The sequence below is a fragment of the Pseudomonas juntendi genome, from assembly GCF_021560075.1.
Taxonomy (GTDB): Bacteria; Pseudomonadota; Gammaproteobacteria; order Pseudomonadales; family Pseudomonadaceae; genus Aquipseudomonas; species Aquipseudomonas juntendi.
In genome coordinates, this window is sequence record NZ_CP091088.1 from 3,467,894 (window position 1) to 3,489,025 (window position 21,132).

General features: G+C 64.4%; 17 protein-coding genes. 5 read left to right on the plus strand and 12 right to left on the minus strand.

Annotated elements, in window-relative coordinates:
• Positions 1-2: 2 nt before the first annotated feature.
• The 5 genes from L1P09_RS16325 to gnd form a co-directional block, all read right to left on the minus strand.
• Positions 3-623 (minus strand): TetR/AcrR family transcriptional regulator, encoded by a 621-nt coding sequence (locus tag L1P09_RS16325; RefSeq protein WP_192440337.1) that lies wholly within the window; start codon positions 621-623, stop codon positions 3-5.
• On the minus strand, positions 623-979 hold the full coding sequence (locus L1P09_RS16330) for a VOC family protein (RefSeq protein ID WP_192440339.1): 357 nt from the start codon (positions 977-979) through the stop codon (positions 623-625). The genes L1P09_RS16325 and L1P09_RS16330 overlap by 1 nt, the downstream gene beginning before the upstream one ends.
• A gap of 80 nt (positions 980-1,059) precedes the next feature.
• Positions 1,060-2,856 (minus strand): glycoside hydrolase family 15 protein, encoded by a 1,797-nt coding sequence (locus tag L1P09_RS16335; RefSeq protein WP_192440341.1) that lies wholly within the window; start codon positions 2,854-2,856, stop codon positions 1,060-1,062.
• 142 nt (positions 2,857-2,998) lie between these two features.
• A complete protein-coding gene (zwf, locus tag L1P09_RS16340) occupies positions 2,999-4,504 on the minus strand; it encodes a glucose-6-phosphate dehydrogenase (RefSeq protein WP_009683147.1) in 1,506 nt (501 codons plus the stop codon).
• On the minus strand, positions 4,501-5,484 hold the full coding sequence (gene gnd, locus L1P09_RS16345) for a phosphogluconate dehydrogenase (NAD(+)-dependent, decarboxylating) (protein ID WP_054904235.1): 984 nt from the start codon (positions 5,482-5,484) through the stop codon (positions 4,501-4,503). The genes zwf and gnd overlap by 4 nt, the downstream gene beginning before the upstream one ends.
• A 201-nt stretch (positions 5,485-5,685) precedes the next feature.
• On the opposite strand from gnd, the gene L1P09_RS16350 reads away from it, so the two are divergent.
• The 5 genes from L1P09_RS16350 to L1P09_RS16370 all read left to right on the plus strand — a co-directional run bounded on the left by L1P09_RS16350 (position 5,686) and on the right by L1P09_RS16370 (position 12,015).
• Positions 5,686-5,853 (plus strand): DUF6026 family protein, encoded by a 168-nt coding sequence (locus tag L1P09_RS16350; protein ID WP_009683150.1) that lies wholly within the window; start codon positions 5,686-5,688, stop codon positions 5,851-5,853.
• Between the two features lie 186 nt (positions 5,854-6,039).
• Positions 6,040-6,945 (plus strand): LysR family transcriptional regulator, encoded by a 906-nt coding sequence (locus L1P09_RS16355; RefSeq protein ID WP_235767889.1) that lies wholly within the window; start codon positions 6,040-6,042, stop codon positions 6,943-6,945.
• A gap of 164 nt (positions 6,946-7,109) precedes the next feature.
• Complete coding sequence (locus L1P09_RS16360) at positions 7,110-8,069, plus strand: hypothetical protein (protein ID WP_235767890.1); 960 nt, start codon at positions 7,110-7,112, stop codon at positions 8,067-8,069.
• A complete protein-coding gene (locus L1P09_RS16365; protein ID WP_235767891.1) occupies positions 8,066-11,245 on the plus strand; it encodes a T6SS effector BTH_I2691 family protein in 3,180 nt (1,059 codons plus the stop codon). Before L1P09_RS16360 ends, L1P09_RS16365 begins: the two co-directional genes overlap by 4 nt.
• A 164-nt stretch (positions 11,246-11,409) precedes the next feature.
• Positions 11,410-12,015 carry a DUF6708 domain-containing protein gene (locus L1P09_RS16370; protein ID WP_235767892.1) on the plus strand — a complete coding sequence of 202 codons (606 nt, stop codon included), beginning with the start codon at positions 11,410-11,412 and terminating at the stop codon, positions 12,013-12,015.
• A 100-nt stretch (positions 12,016-12,115) separates the two neighbouring features.
• Here the strand turns inward: L1P09_RS16370 and L1P09_RS16375 are convergent, their stop codons facing one another.
• The 7 genes from L1P09_RS16375 to L1P09_RS16405 form a co-directional block, all read right to left on the minus strand.
• Complete coding sequence (locus tag L1P09_RS16375) at positions 12,116-12,811, minus strand: response regulator (protein WP_009683157.1); 696 nt, start codon at positions 12,809-12,811, stop codon at positions 12,116-12,118.
• On the minus strand, positions 12,808-15,462 hold the full coding sequence (locus tag L1P09_RS16380; RefSeq protein ID WP_054904239.1) for a sensor histidine kinase: 2,655 nt from the start codon (positions 15,460-15,462) through the stop codon (positions 12,808-12,810). Before L1P09_RS16380 ends, L1P09_RS16375 begins: the two co-directional genes overlap by 4 nt.
• Before the next feature lie 3 nt (positions 15,463-15,465).
• Entirely contained in the window at positions 15,466-16,029 is a 564-nt protein-coding gene (gene kdpC, locus L1P09_RS16385) for a potassium-transporting ATPase subunit KdpC (RefSeq protein ID WP_047149930.1), read from the minus strand.
• Between the two features lie 10 nt (positions 16,030-16,039).
• Positions 16,040-18,094 carry a potassium-transporting ATPase subunit KdpB gene (kdpB, locus tag L1P09_RS16390; protein WP_054904240.1) on the minus strand — a complete coding sequence of 685 codons (2,055 nt, stop codon included), beginning with the start codon at positions 18,092-18,094 and terminating at the stop codon, positions 16,040-16,042.
• A gap of 9 nt (positions 18,095-18,103) precedes the next feature.
• Positions 18,104-19,798 (minus strand): potassium-transporting ATPase subunit KdpA, encoded by a 1,695-nt coding sequence (kdpA, locus tag L1P09_RS16395; RefSeq protein WP_235767893.1) that lies wholly within the window; start codon positions 19,796-19,798, stop codon positions 18,104-18,106.
• A 9-nt stretch (positions 19,799-19,807) separates the two neighbouring features.
• The gene (gene kdpF, locus L1P09_RS16400) at positions 19,808-19,897 is read right to left on the minus strand and encodes a K(+)-transporting ATPase subunit F (protein WP_033690477.1); all 90 of its coding nucleotides are present in this window, start codon (positions 19,895-19,897) and stop codon (positions 19,808-19,810) included.
• 175 nt (positions 19,898-20,072) lie between these two features.
• Positions 20,073-21,125, minus strand: coding sequence for an AI-2E family transporter (locus L1P09_RS16405; protein ID WP_054904242.1), 1,053 nt, complete (start codon positions 21,123-21,125; stop codon positions 20,073-20,075).
• Between the last annotated feature and the right edge of the window lie 7 nt (positions 21,126-21,132).

The window sequence follows — 21,132 nt, forward strand, 5'->3', positions numbered from 1 at the left end:
GGTCACGGCTCCAGGCCAATCCCCCGCAGGATCACACTGGTCACCGTTTGCACCGCACTTTCGAACGCCAGGTCCGACAGTTCATCGCCGCCGTTGAGCAACTGCACCTGGTAACCGAAGTCGGCGTAATGCTGGGTCGAGGCCCAGATCATGTACAGCAGCGCCGAGGGCTCGACCGGCAGAATCCGCCCCTCCTCCACCCAGCGGCGGATCTTCGCCTCCTTCAGCTTTGCCCACGGCACCAGGCTGTCATCCAGGTTGCCCCCCAGCACCGGTGCCCCATGCAGCATTTCCTCGGCCCAGATCTTCGAGCCTAGCGGCCGTGACCGCGAATGCCCCATTTTCGCGCGGATGTAGCTGGTCAGCACCACCCGTGGGTCGTCGAAATTCTCGAAACACAGCGCGTCCTGCTTCCACACATCCAGCAGGTCCTGCAGCACCGCACGGAACAGATCGTCCTTGGTGCTGAAGTAGTAATGCAGGTTGGAACGCGGCAGTTCGGCCTGCTCGGCGATATCGCCCATGGAGGTCGCGCCGTAGCCTTTTTCGGCGAACACCTTTTCCGCCGCGTGCAGGATCTTGCCAACGTTGCGCCGGCGAATTCCGATCTTGTGATTGGCCATCAGGCTTGAGCCGTCCACACCGCCAGTTCATGACCGTCCGGGTCAATGAAATGGAAACGCCGCCCACCGGGGAAGGCAAAGGTCGCGCGGCTGATACTGCCCCCCGCCGCGGTCACGCGCTGCTGCGTGGCTTGCAGGTCATCGGCGTAAAGGATGATCAGCGGCCCCCCCGTGCGCACCGGCTCCCCCGTGGTAAAGCCGCCCGTCAGGCGGCCGTCGCTGAATTCGCTGTAGGTTGGCCCGTAGTCGGTAAAGCGCCAGCCGAAAACATGCCCATAGAACGCCTTGCTGCGTGCGATATCGCTGACATTGAACTCGATGTTGTCGATCTGCCGATCCGAACCGCGGATACCCATGGACGCTCCTTGCCGAATGAGATTTGACCTAGTCTACCCCGCTCGCTTGCCGGAGCGTGCACAAATTCGGTGCAGCCGGCTCAACCGCAACTGGCCCGGTCGCGGGCCGGGCAGCGGGCCTGCTGGAGGTTCAGGGCGGTGTTGATGATGCCGATATGGCTGAACGCCTGCGGGTAGTTGCCAAGCATGCGCTGGCAGGCCGGGTCGTATTGCTCGGCCAGCAGGCCCACATCGTTGCACAGGCCGGTCAAACGCTCGTACAACGCCTGCGCTTGCGCTATCCGGCCCAGCAGGATGTAGACGTCGGCCAGCCAGAACGAGCACACCAGGAACGTACCTTCGCCTGGGGCCAGGCCATCCCCGGCACTGTCACTGTCGTAGCGCATCAGCAACCCGTTTTTCAGCAAGCGTTGCTCGATCTGTTCCAGCGTGCGCAGAAAGCGCGGGTCATCGGCAGGCAGGAAGCCGGTCAGGGCGATCTGCAGCAGGCTGGCGTCCATCTCGTGCGAACCATAGGCCTGAACGAAGAAACTGCCGCTGCTGTCGAGCCCTTGCTCACACACTTCACGGCGGATCTGGTCGGCCACCTGGCGGTAATGCTGGCCATGCTCACGGCCTTCTTCGGTGGTGTCTGCCAAGCCGGCAGCGCGGTCGAACGCCACCCAGGCCATCACCTTGGAGTGCACGAACTGCTGGCGGCCGCCGCGCACCTCCCAGATACCTTCGTCCGGCTCGCGCCAGATACGCTCCACATAGGGCAGGATCAGCCGAGAGATGGCGGCGCTACGCGGATGGCGCGGCAAGCCGCCCTTGATTGCCTGGCTCATGGCATCGGCCAGTTCGCCATAGATATCCAGCTGCGCCTGGGCCGACGCGGCATTGCCCACCCGCACCGGTTGCGAGTGCTCGTACCCCGGCAACCAGGGCAAGGTGTATTCCTGCAGGTCGCGCTCGCCACCCAGGCCGTACATGATCTGCATCTGTTCGGGGTTGCCGGCCACCGAGCGCAGCAGCCATTCGCGCCAGGCCTGGGCCTCGTCGAAATAGCCCAGGTTCATGAATGCCAGCAAGGTCATGGTGGCGTCGCGCAGCCAGCAGAAACGGTAATCCCAGTTGCGCTCGCCGCCGAGCTGTTCCGGCAACGACGTGGTGACGGCCGCAACGATGCCGCCAGTAGGCGCATATGTCATGGCTTTCAGGGTGAGCAACGAGCGACGGACCAGTGCGCTGTAGGGGCCTACCTGAGGGCAGCGGTCGGCGAACGCCTGCCAGTGCTCGCAGGTATGGGCCAGGGCCGCGTCGGCATCGCAGCCGGGCTGCACCGGCAGGTGCGAGGGCTGGTGGCGCAGGCTGAACACCTGGCGCTGGCCGGCCGCCACGCGAAAGCGCGCGCCGGTGTGGTGGTCGCGGGCATGGGGCGGTACGGTGCTGCACAGGATCAGGCGGTCGGGGCCGGCCACCGCGCTGAGGGTAAGCGGGTCCAGGCGTTCGACCCATGGCACGCTGCGCCCGTAGTCGAAGCGCATGACCAGGTCCATTTCGAAATTGGTTTCGCCCGAGAGGCCTTCGACGATGCGCACCACGGCGTTGACGTCACCCAGCGGCATGAAATCGAGAACGCGGGCACGGCCAGTGGCGGTGACCCACGTGGTTTCCAGCACCAGGGTATCGTTCAGGTACTGTCGGTTGCAGTGCTCGACCGGGTCGCAAGGGGCCAGGCGCCAGCGGCCGTTTTCTTCGTTGCCCAGCAAGGCGGCGAACACCGCCGGGGCGTCGAAGCGTGGCAGGCATAGCCAGTCGAGCGAGCCATCCCGGCTGACCAGGGCGGCGCTGCGGCAATTGCCCAACAGGGCGTAATCTTCTATGTGGGCGGGCATCGCGTTTCCTTAAAGTGGTTGCCTGTGCTGGCCCTTTCGCTTGTCAACCCGCCCCACAGGGCTGCACCGCCCAAGGGGTTGTGCAGCCCCTGTCAGAGGGGGGGTTCACTCGCGAAGCGGCCGGCACACGCCGAAAAACCTGTTACCCCAATCGGTGCCATTCCCGCTTGTCCCGGCTCAGCAGGTCATTGCCCGCCTCGGGGCCATCTTCACCCGCCGGGTACTCGTGCACCTCGCCCCCCTGGGCCCAGGCATCGAGGAACGGCTGCACGGCACGCCAGCCGTTCTCGATGTTGTCGGCCCGCTGGAACAGGGTCTGGTCACCGGTCAGGCAGTCATATATCAAGGTCTCGTAGCCGGTCGCCGGGGTCATCTTGAAGAAGTCCTTGTAGGCAAAGCCCAGCTCGACGTTCTCCATTACCAACTCCGGCCCGGGGCGCTTGGCCTGCAGGTCGAACCACATGCCTTCGTTGGGCTGAATCTGGATTTTCAGGTAGTTGGGTTTGGGCCGCTCCAGCTCCGACTCGCGGAACTGCGCGTACGGTGCCGGCTTGAAGCAGATGGCAATCTCGGTGTCACGCACGCTCATGCGCTTGCCGGTACGCAAGTAGAACGGAACCCCCGCCCAGCGCCAGTTATCGATCATCACCTTCAGCGCCACGTAGGTTTCGGTCTGGCTGTCGGGCGCGACGTTGGCCTCCTCGCGGTAGCCGGGCAGGTGCTTGCGCCCCTGCTTGCCGGCGCTGTACTGGCCCCGCACGGAATGCTTCAGCGCCATCTTCGCCGACCACGGGCGGATGGCGCCGATCACCTTGGCCTTTTCGCCGCGCACGGCGTCGGCGCCGAACGCTGCCGGCGGTTCCATGGCAACCATGGCCAGCAGCTGGAACAGGTGGTTGGGCACCATGTCGCGCAAGGCGCCGGTGGCGTCGTAGAAGCCACCCCGCGTCTCGACACCGACGGTTTCCGCGGCGGTGATCTGCACATGGTCGATGTAGTGGTTGTTCCAGAACGACTCGAACAACCCATTGGAGAACCGGCTGACCAGAATGTTCTGCACCGTTTCTTTGCCCAAGTAGTGGTCAATACGGTAGATCTGCCGCTCGCCCATCACCTTCAGCAGGCAGGCGTTCAACGCCTCGGCACTGGCCAGGTCGGTGCCGAACGGCTTCTCCACCACGACCCGGCGAAAGCCGCCGGCAGACTCGTCGAGCAAGCCGGCCTCGCCAAGGCGCTGGGCCACTTCAGGGAAGAAACGCGGCGAGGTGGCCAGGTAAAAGATGGCGTTGCCGTGGCTGGTCTTGTCGATGCGCTTGCCCAGGGCCTGGTAAGTGGCCGGGTCGAGGAAATCGCCCGTCTGGTAGTCCAGGCGCTTGGCCAGCCGCGCCCAGAGTTTTTCGTCCAGGCACTGGGCGGCGCCTTCGCCGCCCTTGTCCCGCTCGGCCATGAACGCATGCAGGCGTGCGGCAAACTCCTCGGCCGTGGCAGGGTTGTGGTCAACGCCAACGATGCGCAGGTTGCGGTCGAGCAAACCGTCGCGGCTGAGGTTGTACAGCGCAGGCATGAGCAAGCGCTTGACCAGGTCGCCATTGGCGCCGAACAGAAACAGCGTGCAGGGGGGTGCGGCCGGAGTGCTCTTTTTAGTCATTCGTCTTTTTTCTCGACATGGCCACCGAAGCCCAGGCGCATGGCCGAGAGCACTTTGTCACCGTAGGTGCCCTGCTGCTGACGCGAGCGGAAACGGGCAAACAATGCGCTGGACAGGACCGGTACCGGCACTGCCTGCTCCACGGCGGCATCGATGGTCCAGCGGCCCTCGCCACTGTCGGATACCGAGCCACTGAACTGCGACAGCTGCGGGTCGGCCACCAGCGCATCGGCGGTGAGGTCGAGCAGCCACGAGGTAACCACACTGCCCCGGCGCCATACCTCGGCGATTTGGGCCACATCGAGGTCGAAGCGCTGGTCTTCCGGCAGTTCGTTGCCGCCTTTGCTGCGCAGCAGGTCGAAGCCTTCGGCATAGGCCTGCATCAGGCCGTATTCGATGCCGTTGTGCACCATTTTCACGTAGTGGCCGGCGCCCGGCGGGCCAGCGTGGATATAACCATGCTCGGCGCGCTGGTGTTCGCCGCTGCGGCCATGGGTGCGGGGAATGTCGCCTACACCCGGTGCCAACGCCTTGAACAGCGGTTCCAGGCGCTCGAACACGTCCTTCTCGCCACCGATCATCATGCAGTAGCCGCGGTCCAGGCCCCATACCCCGCCAGAGGTACCTACGTCCAGGTAATGCAGGCCACGCTTGGCCAGCTCGGCGGCGCGGCGCATGTCGTCCTTGTAGAAGGTGTTGCCGCCGTCGATGATGGCATCGCCCGGCTCCAGCAGCTCGGCCAGTTGCGCGATGGTCTGCTCGGTCGGCTCGCCAGCCGGCAGCATCACCCATACCGCGCGTGGCGCTTTCAGTTTTTGCACCAGCGCGCCAAGGTCGTGTGCGCCCTGGGCGCCCTCGCCTTCAAGGCCGGTAACCGCCTCGCGGTTGCGGTCGTGCACCACGGTGCGGTGGCCAGCGCGCATCAGGCGCCTTGCGATATTGCCGCCCATGCGGCCCAGCCCGACGATTCCCAGTTGCATGAGCCGATACTCCCCTTTCGAAATAGATGACAACAGTCCAGCTGTTCAGGTTAGTCCAGCATGCCGCCCGAGGGTTCAGCGACGAACGGCAAGACCACGATAAACAAAAAAGTTCCCAAGGCTTGTGAAAGAATTCAAAATGCGGCCGCCAGAAGCGTCTACGCTTTGAATTGTCACCAGCCAAAACCGCGAGGTGTGCTCATGGGTACCTTGATGCCTGCAACCCCAACCCAGACCCTCTATGTCTCCGTGCGCCGTGATGAGCTGCGTAAACTCAAAGACGAACGTGACCAACTGCGCCAACAGGTCGCCGAGCTGAACGTGTTGCTGGACCAGGCACGCATCGCCGCTAAAGCCATCGACCTCTGATTCCCCCCCGCCCTCGGTGGGAGTCCTGCGCTCCCACGCTGCAGCCCTGCCCCGCGGTAAGTGTTGAATTGTGAAGGGTTCGCCTTCAAGGCGCGCGATTTCAGGCCTCGAAAAACTCGAACCCTCCACCGGCTACCCCATCCAGTACCATCGGCTATCAACGCCTCCACATCAGGTTCAGCGAACATGGCCTTCTCCAGCGACTCCCTGGCAATCTTCCTCGCAGTGCTGGATGCCGGCTCGTTCTCCGCCGCCGCCCGCAAGCTGGGGCGCGTGCCGTCCGCGGTGAGCATGGCAATCGCTCAACTCGAGGCCGAACTGGACCTGCCGCTGTTCGACCGGGCAACGCGCAAGGCCCTGCCCACCAGCGCCGCCCTGGCCCTGGAGCCTCAAGCCAGGCAAGTGATCTGCCAGCTCAATCTGCTCGACGCCCAGGCCTTGCAATTACACCAGGGCCTGGAGAAACGCCTGACCATCGCCATGGCGCCCGAACTGCAGACCGGGCGCTGGAGCCAGCCACTGGAAACCCTCGCCCAGACGTTTCCCAGCCTGGAAGTGGAAGTGCGCTCGGCCACCCAGAGCGAGGCCATTCGCCTGCTGCACGAAGGCAGCGTGCAACTGGCACTGGTGTTCGAGCGGCCAGGCATCGATGAGCGCGAGTCATTCCTCGAAGCCGGTAGTCAGCTGCTGGTCGCGGTGGCCTCGCCGCGCCATCCGGCCGGGCAGAACAGCGGCACGCCGCTGCCCGAAGAAGCCTTCGCCGAGCAACGGCAAATCATCGTGGCTTCGGGCAAGCCCACCGGCTCGGACCCGCGCATGGTGCTGTCGCGGCGCATCTGGCTGACCGACAGCTACCTGGCCACCCTGGATCTGGTGCAGTCCGGGCTGGGTTGGGCATACCTGCCACAACCCCTGGTGGAACCGCTGATTGCATCCGGCGCGCTGGCCGAAGTGCGCTTCGACAACATGGCCAGCCGCTTACGCTTGTGGGTGGACATCATCTGGCTCAAGGCACGCCCCTTGGGCCTGGGCGCCCGCCGTTATCTGGACGTCATGCGCCAGTGCTTCGAGGCAGAGCCGCCCAGGGCCTGAACGGCGGTCGCCCAGCGCCGGGCGGGCCAAGGGGTGCCGGCGGCACGCTGCGGCCTGATTCAAAAAAAGAAAATTCTTACAGCCCGCTAAGACTCCAGTAACTGCCCACTGAAGCGATTCCTCGCTAGATTCGCGCTCGCCATCCAGAAGAAAAGGAACTTCTCATGTCGAGCCAAGCCGCACGCGGCTACCAGCAGTCGGTGGATGACTTCGCGCACCGGCACCGCCACCCCGATGAAGCCTTCTACCTGCTGCTGGCCCCCTTCGCTGGCTGCCCGGGCGGGCACCCGCTGGACATCGCCATGCTGGCCGAGGCGCTGGGCAGTGACGCCGTAACGCGCATCGACAGCAGCGGCCTGGTGCAGGCCCCTGAACGCTGGCCTGCGCTGGTGCGGCTGGCCCGCCCCGGCCAGGCGTGCGGCGCTCTGGCCGCATTGAGCGCAACCTACGCCGCCCGAGAGGCTACGGCCACCTGGCACTACGTGTGTGCCTGGCTGCTCAGCGATCAACCCGCCGAAGCCATTGCCCGGCATATCAGCCAGCAGTGCCATGTGCTGCATCAGCCCGCCCCGCATGGCATCACGGCCTGGTACGAACCCGTGAGGCTGGCGTTGCTGCGCGTCACCCTGAACAATGCTGGCGCAGTACTCGGGCCGATTCGCAGCTGGCTGCATCCCGATGGTTGCGGCAGTTGCACGGTGCTCGAACGGCCATCGCCGGCTGGCGAGCTGCGCATCACCCGGGAAGTCCGCGCAACCCAGAGCGTCGCGCCACAGATCATTCAGTTGCTCAGTGCCTGGCATCGCCTGGCGACCGCGCAAACTGGCGCCACCCGTGGCCAATGCCCAGGCTCATCCGGCTTGCCGGCCAACGCGCCCGTCCATGTCATGAACCTGATGATCAGGGCCTTCAAGCAGGGCCTGCGCGATCGTGGCGATATCCAGTGCATGTGCCTGCACCTGCTCATGGTCCACCCCTTGCTGCTACAGCACCCGACCATCCAGCGCGACGTGGCACAGGCGGTGGCTGGCCAGCAACGCCTGGCCGCCTGCTTCGCCCGCTACGGCGACAGTGCCTGGGCGCGCATCGTCGCCGACCTGCCGCAGGCAGGAGGCTACTCATGAGCATCAGTGCAACCATCCATGCCGCCATGCAGGAAGAAATCCCCAACAGCCACGGCGGCTGCAACGCCTGCGGGCGTATTGGCCTGCCCATCCTGCTGCTGCGCGAGGCCTATGCCCCGCGCCCCGATGCCGGGCACCTGTTTCGCTGGGCCAGTGATAGCGAAATCACCTACCACCCGATGCATACCGACCAGCTCCGCCTGTTGCGCCAGGGCTACGTTTACGTTCTGCTCGACCAGGCCACCTGGCAGGCCTACGCAGTGGCGGCCGATGCCAGCTTGCAGCGGTTTCCGGTATCGCAGATGCCGCTGGGGCCACCCAGGCCATTGCCCAAAGGGTGTGCCACCGCAGGCCATGACGTCATCGCCTCGTTCATCAACATCGACACGTCGCTGTACCGCACCGCTTGGGTTGCCTTCGCCAACGATCCGTGGCCGCGCACCGTGCTCGACCGCTACCGCAAAGGCATCGCCCAGTCAGACCCGGCCACCCTCGCCCGCTTCGTCGAAGTCGACCTGCACCGTGCACGCAACGACCCCGCCAGCCTCGGCATCGCCATGACCGACAGTTTCCGCTTCGGCATGGAGAGCGTGCTCGAGTTCTCCACCTTTTCATCGGCCCGGTTCACGAGTGCTCACGGCTTCTACAGCCGTTTGGGTCGGTGGTCCGAAACCCACAACTATCTGCGTACCGTCATTGCCCGGGAACAATTGCCAAACGGTGTGCTGGCGCTGACCTTGCCCGACCCCGTCGGCATGGTGGTGGAACTGAACGCCCAGCGCACAGGTTGGGTCCAGGCCATGCAGGCATGGCGCGCGCAGCCGCAGCGGCACTTCGAGTACTTCACCTCCCAGGCGTTGCTGGGCATCCAGCAACTGCATGCTGCCACGGCCGCCGCACAGGGCGCCGAGGCAGCTGAGCGTGAGGCACGCCAGGTCGAACAGTGGAACGACAGCCCCGTCGGCATCAAGGCGCACCTGCCGCCAGTGGATATCGCAAGGCAGACCCGCCGCAACACCGCCCGCAACCAGGAGCAGGCCCGGGACCGCTTGCAAGCGCGCTATGACGAAAGCGCCCGCGCGGCGTTCCAGGCTGGCTACGACCGTGAACTGAACCACTGGCAGTCGATGATCGACCAGGTTGGCCAGCTGTACGCGCTGCACTACGCCAAGCCGGCGTTTCACCAGATCGGTCGCTTCGACTACGACGCTGCCGACCCGGTCTCGGTCGAGTACTTCATCCAGATGATGGCCGACTGCCTGGCCGGGGGCCCTAGCGAACTGATGCCCGAGGAAGGTCAGCCGCTGGGTATGACGCAGCTCGTCTGGCAGCAACTGCTGGAAGACGAGCACAGCTTGTTGTACCAGGCGCTGATGGCCAGGAACCAGACGCTGCTGCAGCACGTGATCGGCGGCTTGGCAGGCGACGACTTCGGCAAGGTCTACGACATCATCAAAGCCATCGCAGGCACCCCCGAGGGCCAGTTGCTGATGGTCAAGCCGCTGCAGGATGCCGTCGGTCAACTGCTGGCCGCGACCACCAGCGCAGGGAATACGCTCGCCCAGCACCTCAGCGAACGCAGCCGCACCCTGGTCGGCCATGTGCACCGTGCGGCTTTCGCGCTGTATGCCGGGCAGCACGTAACCCCGCTGCGCGTTTCATTGACTGTCGGCGAGTACCTGAGCGTGCTCGACGAGGCCCTGCAAATCCGTACCGATGCATTTCTGCAGCAGGTCGACCAGCAGTTCCGCGACCCCGTGGGGCGCAAGGTCCGCGCCATGGTGCTGAGCGGCGCAATCAATATCGCCGCGGTCGGTAACCGCAACCAGATGATCGACGTGGTGCTGTGGACATTCGAGAGCGCCGAGCAATTACAGGCACGGTTGGTCCAGCTGAAAACGTCGACGGCCGAAGGTTTCGGCGCGCTGGTGCGCAATGTGGCGATCGGTGCAGCCTCGGTAAAGGCACAGGTGTCTGCCGGGCTGCAGATCAGTTCGATGGCGGCGCAAAGCGTGGCCAGCGATGCAATGCGTAGCCTGCGGGATGCGGCGACCGGTACGGGCAGCATCGGCCTGCTGCTTGCGCTGGGCGGGCTGTGGTTTCAGCAGGACAGCCTGCGTAGAAACTACCGGGCGTTACAGCAGACCCATCAGCACAACCCCGAGGCGCAGGCGGCGGTCTGGTCTTCATCGCTGGGGGTGCTGGGTGCCAGTGTTGAGGCCGCAGGACTGGTTGTTGCGCAGGTATTCGCACGCACACAGCGCCCCGGGCAAATCCTAACGGCGGGTTTGGGCATCAGTATTGCGCGGTACGGCGGTGGCATCGCGGCGATGGCTGGTGTTATGGATGCCGTGCAGTACTGGAATGCCGGCCTTCGAACTGGCCGTGAGGGTGATGAGTTAGCGAGCCTCTCATACAAGCACGCAGCCGCAGCATCAGTACTCTCTGCTGGCGCTGGTATTGTTAGCGCCATATTGACGACCTCTCTTCTCATCGCGCTAGGCACTGTTGTTTTATTTGGACTGGCGGCCTACGCACTGGCGATAAACGCCAAAGACCATGAGTCTTCATTGTTAGAGCTGTGGACACGACACAGTAAATGGGGAAAGCCAGAGGGCCATCGACGCTGGATCGAAGACAAAGACCTCGACAACGCTGTTAGCGCATTCAATGCAGCAGTCATTGGTCTACACGCTTACGTGTCGATCGAAACGAGATTTCATTCCTCCCACACCGCAAATACGCCATATTCAGCAGGAGGGATGCTTAATGACGGAAACGCTGTTGCGGCGGGCTTCTATCTAGACGTAGATCTCAGTCTGCCGAACCCGACCTCCGAATTGACGCAGTACGAATGGCATCTTGTAATAATCCCATCACGCGTTGGTCAACCATGTTGCATCGCCGCTTATAACTCTGATACTGGGAGAATCGAATACAACTCAAGAGCTTCAGAAGGTGTCCTCGCTGAGCCTGCGAGTCTCGATAAACACTTTATCTTCAGAACCCTCGAAAGAACCATTCGCATCACTGGTTCACTTCCCCTTTTGGACAATCATAATATAGAGGGGATAGAGTTGACTCTTGCCTATTGGCCCAACAGACACGATAAATCGAACCATGCAAAAGTGATAACACTCGAGAATAAAACTAATTCCACCTGGAGTATCTTCTAATGCCCCGGCCGCTACTGAATCCTCCTTGTGCTGGTTGGAAGGAAGACCTTCCCCTACCCGATGCTCCCTGCACAAGTATACCTGGCTTAGGTTACCAACCCCCAAACCACCAAGATTCAATCTACCTTGAAATAGCTAGAAATATAAGCGGAGCCAGGGAATTAATGGCCATAATTTCACTGCCCGTTATTTTTTTCACTGCCTACTTACCCATTGAGACAATAAAAACTCTCGAACAATTTGACTTTGAGTTCCTAATCATTAGCATTTTTTCATTAGTCAGCGGAGTATGGGGATCCGTTTTTTTCATTCGAATCAGTCTATCTCTCCCCCGCGACGAACCCATTCGTTTCAACCGGAAACGAAAAAAAATCTATGCCTACAACTTCAAATACTGTTGGTGGAAGCCTTTCGGAACCTGGAGAGTCGAGCCAGTCTGCTACGACTGGTCGCAAGTGCGCGCCGAGCGCTGGTTTCAGCGTGGCCTGCCGGGAAGCGGTGCGCCCAGTTTCAAATGTGGGGTCATGCTGTCCATCGTCGCACCCGGAACGAACAATGTCATCGACCGGTTTCCCCTGAGTACCATGGGGGCGGATCAACATGCCTGGGCTTACGTCTGCACTTACATGCAGCATGGCCCCAGCGCCTTACCCCCACCTGGGGAACCGAAGGATCACAACGACGTGCTCTGGTGTGAGTTCGCCCTGCGTCTTGCCCCTAAAGTGGAATGGCCAGCCGAAATGGACCTGGAGTCAAGAACAGCCCCTTGAAGTCACCCGATGCTCAATTCACCGGGCGAAGAACCTGTTCCCCCCAGGCAGCCGCGTGGTCGGCGCTGCCTGGTCCAGCCGCAACCAGCGCGACTTTCCGCTAGGCAACAGGCGCCACCAGCCTGTAACCCACCCCCGCTTCGGTGATGATGAAGCGTGGCGCCGTGGGGTCATCGCCTAGTTTCTGGCGCAGGTGCCCGACCACGATGCGCAGGTAATGGGTATCCTCCACATGGCTGGGCCCCCAGATATCCTTGAGCAACTGCTGCTGGGTCATCACTCGCCCCGGGTGCCCGGCCAATAACGCCAGCAGCGCGTACTCCTTGCGTGTCAGCGCCACTTCCACGCCCTCCAGGGTTACCCGGCGAAAGGCGAAGTCCACCGTCAACGGCCCGAAGCTGGCCTTCACTTCCGAGCCCCCGGCTTGCGGCACCTGGCGCAATAACGCACGGACCCGTGCGAGAAATTCCTGGATACCGAACGGCTTGGTCACATAGTCGTTGGCCCCACCATCCAGCGCATCGACCTTCTGCAGCTCACTGGCACGCACTGACAGCACCAACACCGGGACCGAGCTCCATTCCCGCAGCTCCCGCAACACCTGCTGGCCGTCCATGTCAGGCAGGCCCAGGTCCAGCACGACCAGGTCCGGCTTGCCCAAGGCCGCCTGGGCCAAGCCTTCGGCACCGGTAGCCGCCTCGAGCACCTTGTAGCCTTGCGAGGCCAGGCTGATACGCAGGAATTTGCGGATCTGCGGTTCATCGTCGATAACCAACAGGGTGGCGGGCTGGCTCATGGGCTTTCACTTTCGGCTGCAGGTTGCGGGGGCAGCGGCAAGCATAAAGTGATGCCGGTGCCCTGGCCATCAATGCCTTCGCCCACCAGGATCTGCCCGCCATGGGCACCGATCATGCCCTGGCAGATGGCCAGGCCCAGGCCAGTCCCCTGCCCGCCGCGATCGCCACGGGCGGCGGTGTAGAACATGTCGAAGATCTTTTCGCGCTCGCCCACGGGAATGCCCGGCCCCTGGTCGCTCACGGTCAGGCACAGCCGCTCGTCCTGCACCGCCACCCGCAGTTCCAGCCGACCATTGGCCGGCGAGAAGCGCGCAGCGTTCTCCAGCACATTGACCAATGCCTGCTCGATCAATGCCGCATGCACGAACAGCAGCGGCAGATCGCCAGGCACGTCGGTGTGCACGCGAAGCGGCGCCAACACCACGCGCAGGCGGTTGAGCGCACTGCCAACGATATCGGCTGGCGCCACCCAGTCGCGGGCCAGCTTGAGGCCACCGTGCCCCAGGCGTGTCATGTCCAACAGGTTCTGGATGTAGCGGTCCAGGCGCTCGGCCTCGTCGCGGGTGCCCTCCAACAGCTCGCGGCGGTCGTCGAGCGGAATCGCTTCGCCCAGCGCCAGCAAGCTGTCGATGCTGCCGCGCATGGCCGTCAATGGGGTGCGCAGGTCGTGGGATACCGAAGCCAGCAAGGCACTGCGCAGCTGCTCGGTCTCGCCATGCAAGCGCGCGGCTTCCAGTTGTTCGGCAAGGCGGGCACGGGCCAGGGCCTGGGCCAGCGGCTGGCCAAGGGCGATCAGCAGGCGCCGACGCGGGTCGCTCAGCGGCTGGCCTGAGCGTGGGCGCACGCCCAACAGCGCCAGCGGTTGCTCATCCACCGCCAGTGGCCACCACCACCAGCGCCCCTCCGGCAGGGTGTCGCTGCCGTGCCCGGCGGCCTGCCCGTGTTGCCAGGCCCAATCGGCGGCGGCCCGCTCGGTGGCGCTGAAGCCCTGGTGCTCGCCGCTGGCCACCTGCAGCTGGCCATCGGCAGTGCGCTGCAGCAGGCACACTTGCAGGTCGCGCCAGCCGCCCAGGTGCTGCCCGGCGGCGTTGAACACGGCCTGGCGGTCAGTGGCCACCGTCAGCCTGCGCGACAGGTCGAGCAATTGGCTGGTCTGCGCCTGGGTTTCGCGCAGCGCCTGCAACTGGCGGCGCTGGCGGGCGGCCAGGTTGCCGGTAAGGGCGGCCATCAGCAGGAAGAACACCAGCGTCAGCACATCTTCTTCGCGCTGGATGCTGAACGAGAAATTGGGCGGAATGAACAGAAAGTCATACGCCAGGAACGACAGTGCCGCGCAGGCCAGGGCCGGCCCCAGGCTGCTGCGTACCGCCACCAGCAGCACCGCGGCCAGAAACACCAGCGAGATGTTCGGCAGTGCCAGCACGCTCGACACGGCCCAAGCCAGGCCTGCGGCCATCCCGGTGGCCAGCAACGCCAGCAGGTAGTGCCGCCAGACCCACACCCGGCGCACCGCCGAACGCGGCGCCGAGGGCTGTACATCGCGGTCCAGCACGTTGATTTCCAGCCCATGGCTTTCACGCAACAGCCGGGCAGCCACCCCTGCACCGAACCAGCGCCGGTGCACACGGTCGCGCGACTGGCCGACCAGTACCAGGCTGGCGCGCCGCTCGGCCGCATGCTGGATCAGCGTGCGCGCCACTTCACCGGCACGCAGCAACACCACTTCGCCTCCCAGGCGCTCGGCCAGTTGCTGGGCCGCCTGCAGGCGCTGGCGGGCTGCCTCGTCACGCAAACGGCCGTTGTCCACATGCACCAGGCTCCACGGCAAGTGGCGGCGCTGGGCCACGCGGCTGGCGTGACGCACCAGGCGCTCGGCCTGGTCATCGCCATCCACACCGACCAGCAGCCGGCCGCGCAACGCGGGGGCTGCCTGCCCGCGCTGGCGGTAGCCATGGGCCAGGTCGGCATCGACCTGGGCGGCTGCCGTCTGCATGGCCAGTTCGCGCAGAGCGGTGAGGTTGGTTTGCGAGAAAAACGCATCGATGGCGGCCCGCGCCTGCTCGGGCACGTACACCTTGCCTTCACGCAAGCGCTCCAGCAACTCACGCGGTGGCAGGTCGATCAGCACCAGCTCGAAGGCTTCCTGCAGCACCCAGTCAGGCAAGGTTTCGCGCACGTGCACGCCGGTGATGTCGCGCACCTTGTCGTTGAGGCTTTCCAGGTGCTGCACATTGACCGTGGTGTACACGTCGATGCCCGCGGCCAGCAGCTCCTGCACGTCCTGCCAGCGCTTGGCGTGGCGGCTGCCGGGGGCGTTGGTGTGCGCCAGCTCATCGACCAGTGCCAAGGCTGGCGCACACGCGAGCAGGCCGTCGAGGTCCATTTCCTCAAGGGTGACCCCCCGATACTGGCTGCGCAGCATGGGCTGCTGCAACAAGCCGGCAAGCAGCGCCTCGGTTTCGCCACGGCCGTGGGTTTCGACCACCCCGGCCACTACCTGCACGCCCTGGCGTTGCTGGGCATGCGCGGCTTGCAGCATGGCGAAGGTCTTGCCCACCCCCGGCGCAGCACCGAGGAACACCTTCAGCCGGCCACGGCCGGTGCGCGGCAGGGTAGCCAACAACGCGTCTGCACGCGCGGAATCACTCATGTTTCATCCTTTGCTCTTGCTGGCGAGTTTTTCCAGGGCCCGGTTCAACGCCAGCACATTGACCACCGGCGGGCCGATCAATGGCCTGAGGGTGGCCTCTTCCTGCAAGGCTTGCAAGCGCGCCACGGGCAACTGCCGCGCCGCTGCGACCCGGGGAATCTGGTAGGCCACCGCCGCCGGTGGCAGGTGCGGGTCCAGGCCGCTGCCCGAGGTGGTCAGCAGCGCCTGCGGTACCGGCCCTTGCTGGGCCTGGTACAGCAGCGCCGCATCGCCCTGGACCCGCGCCACCAGCGCCGGGTTGCTCGGCGCAAGGTTGCTGGCGCTGCTGGCCACGGTGGCGTAGGCGCCTGCCGAAGGCCGTGAATGGAACCAGCCATCGCCCTGGAAGTTCTGGGCAATCAGGGCCGAACCCCGCACCTGGCCCTGGTCATCGCGCACCAGGCTGCCGTTGGCCTGTACCGGGAAAGCCACCTGGGCGACCCCGGTCACCACCAGGGGGTATAGCGCGCCAGTGATCAAGGTCATCGTCAAGGCCAGGCTCAAGGCAGGGCGTAGATAAGCGTTCATGGTGGCCTCCTCAGACCAGGTGCAGGGCGTTGAGCAACAGATCGATCAGCTTGATGCCGGCAAACGGCACCACGATGCCGCCCAGCCCGTAGATCAACAGGTTGCGCCGCAACAGGTGGGCAGCGCTGGCCGCCTGGACCCGGACACCCCGTAGCGCCAAAGGAATCAGCACGACGATGATCAGGGCATTGAACACGATGGCCGAGAGGATCGCGCTTTGCGGGCTGGCCAGGTGCATCAGGTTGAGCACCCCCAACTGCGGGTAGATGGCAGCGAACAGCGCCGGCAGGATGGCGAAGTACTTGGCCACGTCATTGGCGATGGAAAAGGTGGTCAGCGCCCCCCGGGTCACCAGCAACTGCTTGCCGACCTGCACCACGTCCAGCAGCTTGGTCGGGTCGCTGTCCAGGTCGACCATGTTGGCCGCCTCGCGCGCCGCCTGGGTGCCGTCATTCATGGCCATGCCCACGTCGGCCTGGGCCAGCGCCGGGGCGTCGTTGGCACCGTCGCCGCACATGGCCACCAGGCGGCCGTCGTTCTGCTCCTGGCGAATGCGCGCCAGCTTTTTCTCCGGCGTGGCCTCGGCCAGCACATCATCCACCCCGGCCTCCGCTGCGATGGCAGCAGCCGTCAACGGGTTGTCACCGGTCACCATCACGGTGCGGATACCCAGCTTGCGCAATTCGGCGAAGCGTTCGCGGATGCCAGGCTTGACCACGTCCTTGAGGTGGATCACCCCAAGCAGGCGCTTGTCCAGGCACACCAGCAAGGGCGTGCCACCGCTCTGGGCGATGCGTTCAACCTCACGGGCCAGCGCTGGCGGCATGTCCAGGCGCTGCATGCCGACGAATGCCAGCACCGCATCGACGGCCCCCTTGCGGTAGCGGCGCTGCTGGAAGTCGATGCCCGACAGACGCGTTTCGGCACTGAATGCCACGGCTTCGTAGTGCCCGGCAGGGGGTTCGACAACGGCATGCAACTGACGCAGGTACTCGACGATCGACTTGCCTTCTGCGGTATCGTCAGCCAGCGAGGCCAGCAGGGCGCCCTCCCCCAGTTCCCGTGCGGTTACGCCCGGCGCGGCGTGCAGTGCGCTGCAACGGCGGTTGCCGAAGGTAATGGTGCCGGTCTTGTCGAGCATCAGGGTATGCACGTCCCCGGCCGCTTCCACGGCACGGCCCGAGCGGGCGATCACGTTCAACCGTACCAGCCGGTCCATACCGGCAATGCCGATGGCCGACAACAGGCCACCGATGGTGGTGGGGATCAACGTCACCAGCAAGGCAGCGAGAAAGATCAGCGGCAGGCTGCCGCCGACGAAGTGGGCGAATGGCTGCAAGGTCACCACCACGATCAGGAAGATCAGCGTCAGCCCGATCAGCAGGATGTCGAGGGCGACTTCATTGGGGGTTTTCTGCCGCTTGGCACCTTCGACCAGGGCAATCATGCGGTCCAGGGTGGACTCGCCCGGGTTGCTGGTGATGCGGATCAGCAGCCAGTCGGAAACCAGCCGGGTGTTACCGGTGACGGCCGAGCGGTCGCCACCGGATTCACGAATGACCGGCGCCGACTCACCCGTGATCGCTGCCTCGTTGACCGCTGCGATCCCTTCGAGCACCTCACCATCGGCGGGGATCATTTCACCGGCCACTACACGCACCACATCGTCTTTGCGCAAGGCGCCGGCAGCTACCGTTTCATAGTGGCCGTCACGCTGACGGCGCTGGGCGGTCAAGCCTTGGCTGCCGGCCTTGAGGCTGTCGGCGCGGGCTTTACCGCGCCCTTCGGCAAGGGCTTCGGCAAAGTTGGCGAACAACACGGTGAACCACAGCCACAGGGCAATCTGCACGGCCACGCCGCGGCTGACGCCACTGCCAGGGGCAAAACACAGTACCGTGGTCAGCAGCGCCGTCACCGCCACCACCAGCATGACCGGCGAGCGCTGCAACTGGCGTGGGTCGAGCTTGACCAAGGCCTGTACCAGCGCTGGGCGCCACAGCGCCGCAAACCGGGTCTGGTCTTTGGCACTGTGCCGGGCTTTCATTTCAGGAATGGGCATATTCATGGTCGATCCTCAAAAACCCAGGCTCAAATGTTCGGCGATCGGCCCAAGGGCCAAGGTCGGCAAAAATGTCAGGCCACCGACCAGCAGGATGGTCACCAGCAGCAGGCCGGTGAACAGCGGGCCGTGGGTGGGGAAGCTGTTGACTCCAAGGGGCGCGGTCTTCTTGGCCGCCAGGCTGCCGGCCAAGGCCAGTACCGGCAGGATGTAGCCGAAGCGGCCGATCAGCATGGCCAAGCCGATCATCAGGTTGTGGTACACCGTGTTGGCACCGAACCCGGCGAACGCCGAGCCGTTGTTGGCGGCACCCGAGGTGTAGGCGTACAGCAGTTGGCTGAAACCATGCGCCCCCGGGTTGCTGACCGCCCCCGCCGGGCCGGGCAGGCTGGCAGCGATGGCGCCAAGCACCAGCACACCCAGCGGCATCACCAGCAGCGTGGCCACCAGCAACTGCACCTCACGGGCCTGCAGCTTCTTGCCCAGGTACTCCGGCGTACGACCAATCATCAGCCCGGCCAGGAACACGGCGATCAACACGAACAGCAACATGCCGTACAGCCCTGCGCCGACACCGCCAAAAATCACCTCACCGACCATCATGTTGACCATCGCCACCATGCCAGTCAGCGGGTTGAGGCTGTCGTGCATGGCATTGACCGAGCCATTGGATGCGGCAGTGGTGGTCACGGTCCACAGCACCGAAGCGGTAGTCCCGAAGCGGCTTTCCTTGCCTTCCATGGGGCCGCTCTGCTGGACCTGTTCGCCTGCAAGCGCCGGGTTGGGCTGGTGCTCGGCCCACAGCGCCGTGCTGCCGCCAATCAGGAACAATGCGAGCATGCAGGCAAGGACGGCGCGGCTCTGGCGCAGGTCCTTGACGTAGTGGCCGAAGGTGAACACCAGGGCCGCCGGAATGAGGATGATCGATGCCACCTCGAACAGGTTGCTCCAGGCCGTGGGGTTCTCGAACGGGTGCGCCGAGTTCACGCCGAAAAAACCGCCGCCGTTGGTGCCCAACTGCTTGATGGCGATCTGGCTGGCGGCCGGGCCCAACGGGATGCTCTGGTCGGCACCTTGCAGGGTCAACGCGTGGGCATAGTCGGCAAAGGTCTGCGGCACGCCCTGCCATACCAGCAGCAGCGCCAGCAACAGGCACAACGGCAGCAAACCGTAAAGGGTGGCGCGGGTCATGTCGGCCCAGAAGTTGCCCAGCGTTGCGCTGCTACGCCGGGCAATACCGCGGCACAGCGCGACCAGCACGGCCAGGCCCGTGGCGGCGCTGACGAAGTTCTGCACCGTCAGGCCAAGCATCTGGCTCAGGTAGCTGACCGACGCCTCGCCGCTGTAAGCCTGCCAGTTGGTATTGGTGACGAAGCTGACGGCGGTATTGAATGCCAGCGACCATTCCTGGCCAGGCAGGTGCTGCGGGTTGAGGGGCAGGTAGCCCTGCAACAGCAATACCGTGAACAGAAGCAGGAAGCCGGCCAGGTTGAAGCTCAGCAACGCCAGGGTGTACTGGCGCCAGTTCTGCTCTTGGCGCGCGTCTACCCCTGCCAGCCGGTAGCAAGCCTGCTCGACCGGGGCGAGTACGGGTGACAGCCAGGTGCGCTGGCCTTCCATGACCTTGAAATAGAAACGCCCTAGCCAGGGTGCCGGCAGTAGCACCAGGGCGAAGAATGCCAGGAGCAAGGCGTAGTCGTAACTGTGCATGGCCGCTCCTTAGCCGCGATCGGCGCGCAAAAGCGCCACCAGCAGATAAAACGCCAAGGCCACTGCCAGTAGCAGTGACAGCCCGTCGAGCATGTTCATGTGTGGTTCTCCCCGAGATGCGGCTTGGGCCGCTTTGGGGAATTGTCCGAGGAAGGGGTGTAAAGGAACGAGATGGAGGGGCAGCGAGGGGTATAAAGAATGCGTAAAGATCAGGGTGTCGAGGCGGCGGCGCGGCCCGCTTCGCGCACGCCTGCGCGAAGCGGGCCCGTACAGGCTAGTGCTGGGGCGGTTGCTCTACGGCGTTACGGCTCCAGTCCAGCAACAGGCTGTAGCCGACCGCCAGCAAGGTAGGCCCGATGAACAGGCCAATGAAGCCGAACGCCAGCAGGCCGCCGAACACGCCCAGCAATACGATCACCAGCGGCAGGTTGCCGCCCCGGCTGATCAGGTAGGGCTTGAGCACGTTGTCCACGCCACTGATGACGAACGTGCCCCAGATACCGAGGAACACCGCCATGCCGTACTCGCCCTTCCACACCAGCCAGGCGGTGGCCGGGATCCAGGCCAGTGGCGGCCCCATGGGAATCAGGCTGAGCATGAAGGTCACCAGGCCGAGCACAATGGCCCCCGGCACGCCGGCGATCAGAAAACCGATCAACGCCAACAGCGCTTGCGCCGCGGCGGTACCAATCACCCCGTTGACGACCCGCTGCACGGTGGCGGCCACCAGCTCCAGGTAGTACGCGGCACGCTCGCCCATCAAGCGGTGCAGCAGGCGCAGCACGAACGCCGACAAACGCGGCCCGTCACGGTAGAAAAAGAACACGAACACCAGGCTGAGTGTGAGTTCCAGCACGCCGCTGCCGATTTGCGCGCTGCGCGCCAGCAACCAGTTGCCAACCTGCCCCAGGTGCGGTTTGACCGAGGCCAGCAAGGCTGCCCCCTGCTGGTCCAGCGACTGCCACCAGCTGACCAGGCGCTCGCCCACGAACGGCAGCCCCCCCAGCCAGGCCGGGGCATCTGGCAGGCCGTCGACCTGCACGTCACGGACGAACGCGGTGGCATCACGGATGTGGTCGGCCAGGTTGAAACCCAGCCACACCAGCGGTAGCGCCACGATCAGGATCCAGGCCATGGTCAGCAGGCTGGCCGCCAGGGTCTCGCGCCCCCCCAGTACCCGTGTGAGCAGGCGCATCAACGGCCAGCTGGCAAAGGCCAGGATAGCGCCCCACAGCAATGCCGATATGAACGGTGCCATCACCCAAAGGCCGGCCCCCAGCAACGCCAGCAACAGAATCTGGACCAGCAGGCGATCATTGTTGACCATCGCAGCA

What these genes read in the sequence shown, in the direction of transcription:
- L1P09_RS16325 (WP_192440337.1), bottom strand. Translation starts at nt 623, where the DNA reads ATGGCCAATCACAAGATCGGAATTCGCCGGCGCAACGTTGGCAAGATC.
- L1P09_RS16330 (WP_192440339.1), bottom strand. Translation starts at nt 979, where the DNA reads ATGGGTATCCGCGGTTCGGATCGGCAGATCGACAACATCGAGTTCAAT.
- L1P09_RS16335 (WP_192440341.1), bottom strand. Translation starts at nt 2,856, where the DNA reads ATGCCCGCCCACATAGAAGATTACGCCCTGTTGGGCAATTGCCGCAGC.
- zwf (WP_009683147.1), bottom strand. Translation starts at nt 4,504, where the DNA reads ATGACTAAAAAGAGCACTCCGGCCGCACCCCCCTGCACGCTGTTTCTG.
- gnd (WP_054904235.1), bottom strand. Translation starts at nt 5,484, where the DNA reads ATGCAACTGGGAATCGTCGGGCTGGGCCGCATGGGCGGCAATATCGCA.
- L1P09_RS16350 (WP_009683150.1), top strand. Translation starts at nt 5,686, where the DNA reads ATGGGTACCTTGATGCCTGCAACCCCAACCCAGACCCTCTATGTCTCC.
- L1P09_RS16355 (WP_235767889.1), top strand. Translation starts at nt 6,040, where the DNA reads ATGGCCTTCTCCAGCGACTCCCTGGCAATCTTCCTCGCAGTGCTGGAT.
- L1P09_RS16360 (WP_235767890.1), top strand. Translation starts at nt 7,110, where the DNA reads ATGTCGAGCCAAGCCGCACGCGGCTACCAGCAGTCGGTGGATGACTTC.
- L1P09_RS16365 (WP_235767891.1), top strand. Translation starts at nt 8,066, where the DNA reads ATGAGCATCAGTGCAACCATCCATGCCGCCATGCAGGAAGAAATCCCC.
- L1P09_RS16370 (WP_235767892.1), top strand. Translation starts at nt 11,410, where the DNA reads ATGGCCATAATTTCACTGCCCGTTATTTTTTTCACTGCCTACTTACCC.
- L1P09_RS16375 (WP_009683157.1), bottom strand. Translation starts at nt 12,811, where the DNA reads ATGAGCCAGCCCGCCACCCTGTTGGTTATCGACGATGAACCGCAGATC.
- L1P09_RS16380 (WP_054904239.1), bottom strand. Translation starts at nt 15,462, where the DNA reads ATGAGTGATTCCGCGCGTGCAGACGCGTTGTTGGCTACCCTGCCGCGC.
- kdpC (WP_047149930.1), bottom strand. Translation starts at nt 16,029, where the DNA reads ATGAACGCTTATCTACGCCCTGCCTTGAGCCTGGCCTTGACGATGACC.
- kdpB (WP_054904240.1), bottom strand. Translation starts at nt 18,094, where the DNA reads ATGAATATGCCCATTCCTGAAATGAAAGCCCGGCACAGTGCCAAAGAC.
- kdpA (WP_235767893.1), bottom strand. Translation starts at nt 19,798, where the DNA reads ATGCACAGTTACGACTACGCCTTGCTCCTGGCATTCTTCGCCCTGGTG.
- kdpF (WP_033690477.1), bottom strand. Translation starts at nt 19,897, where the DNA reads ATGAACATGCTCGACGGGCTGTCACTGCTACTGGCAGTGGCCTTGGCG.
- L1P09_RS16405 (WP_054904242.1), bottom strand. Translation starts at nt 21,125, where the DNA reads ATGGTCAACAATGATCGCCTGCTGGTCCAGATTCTGTTGCTGGCGTTG.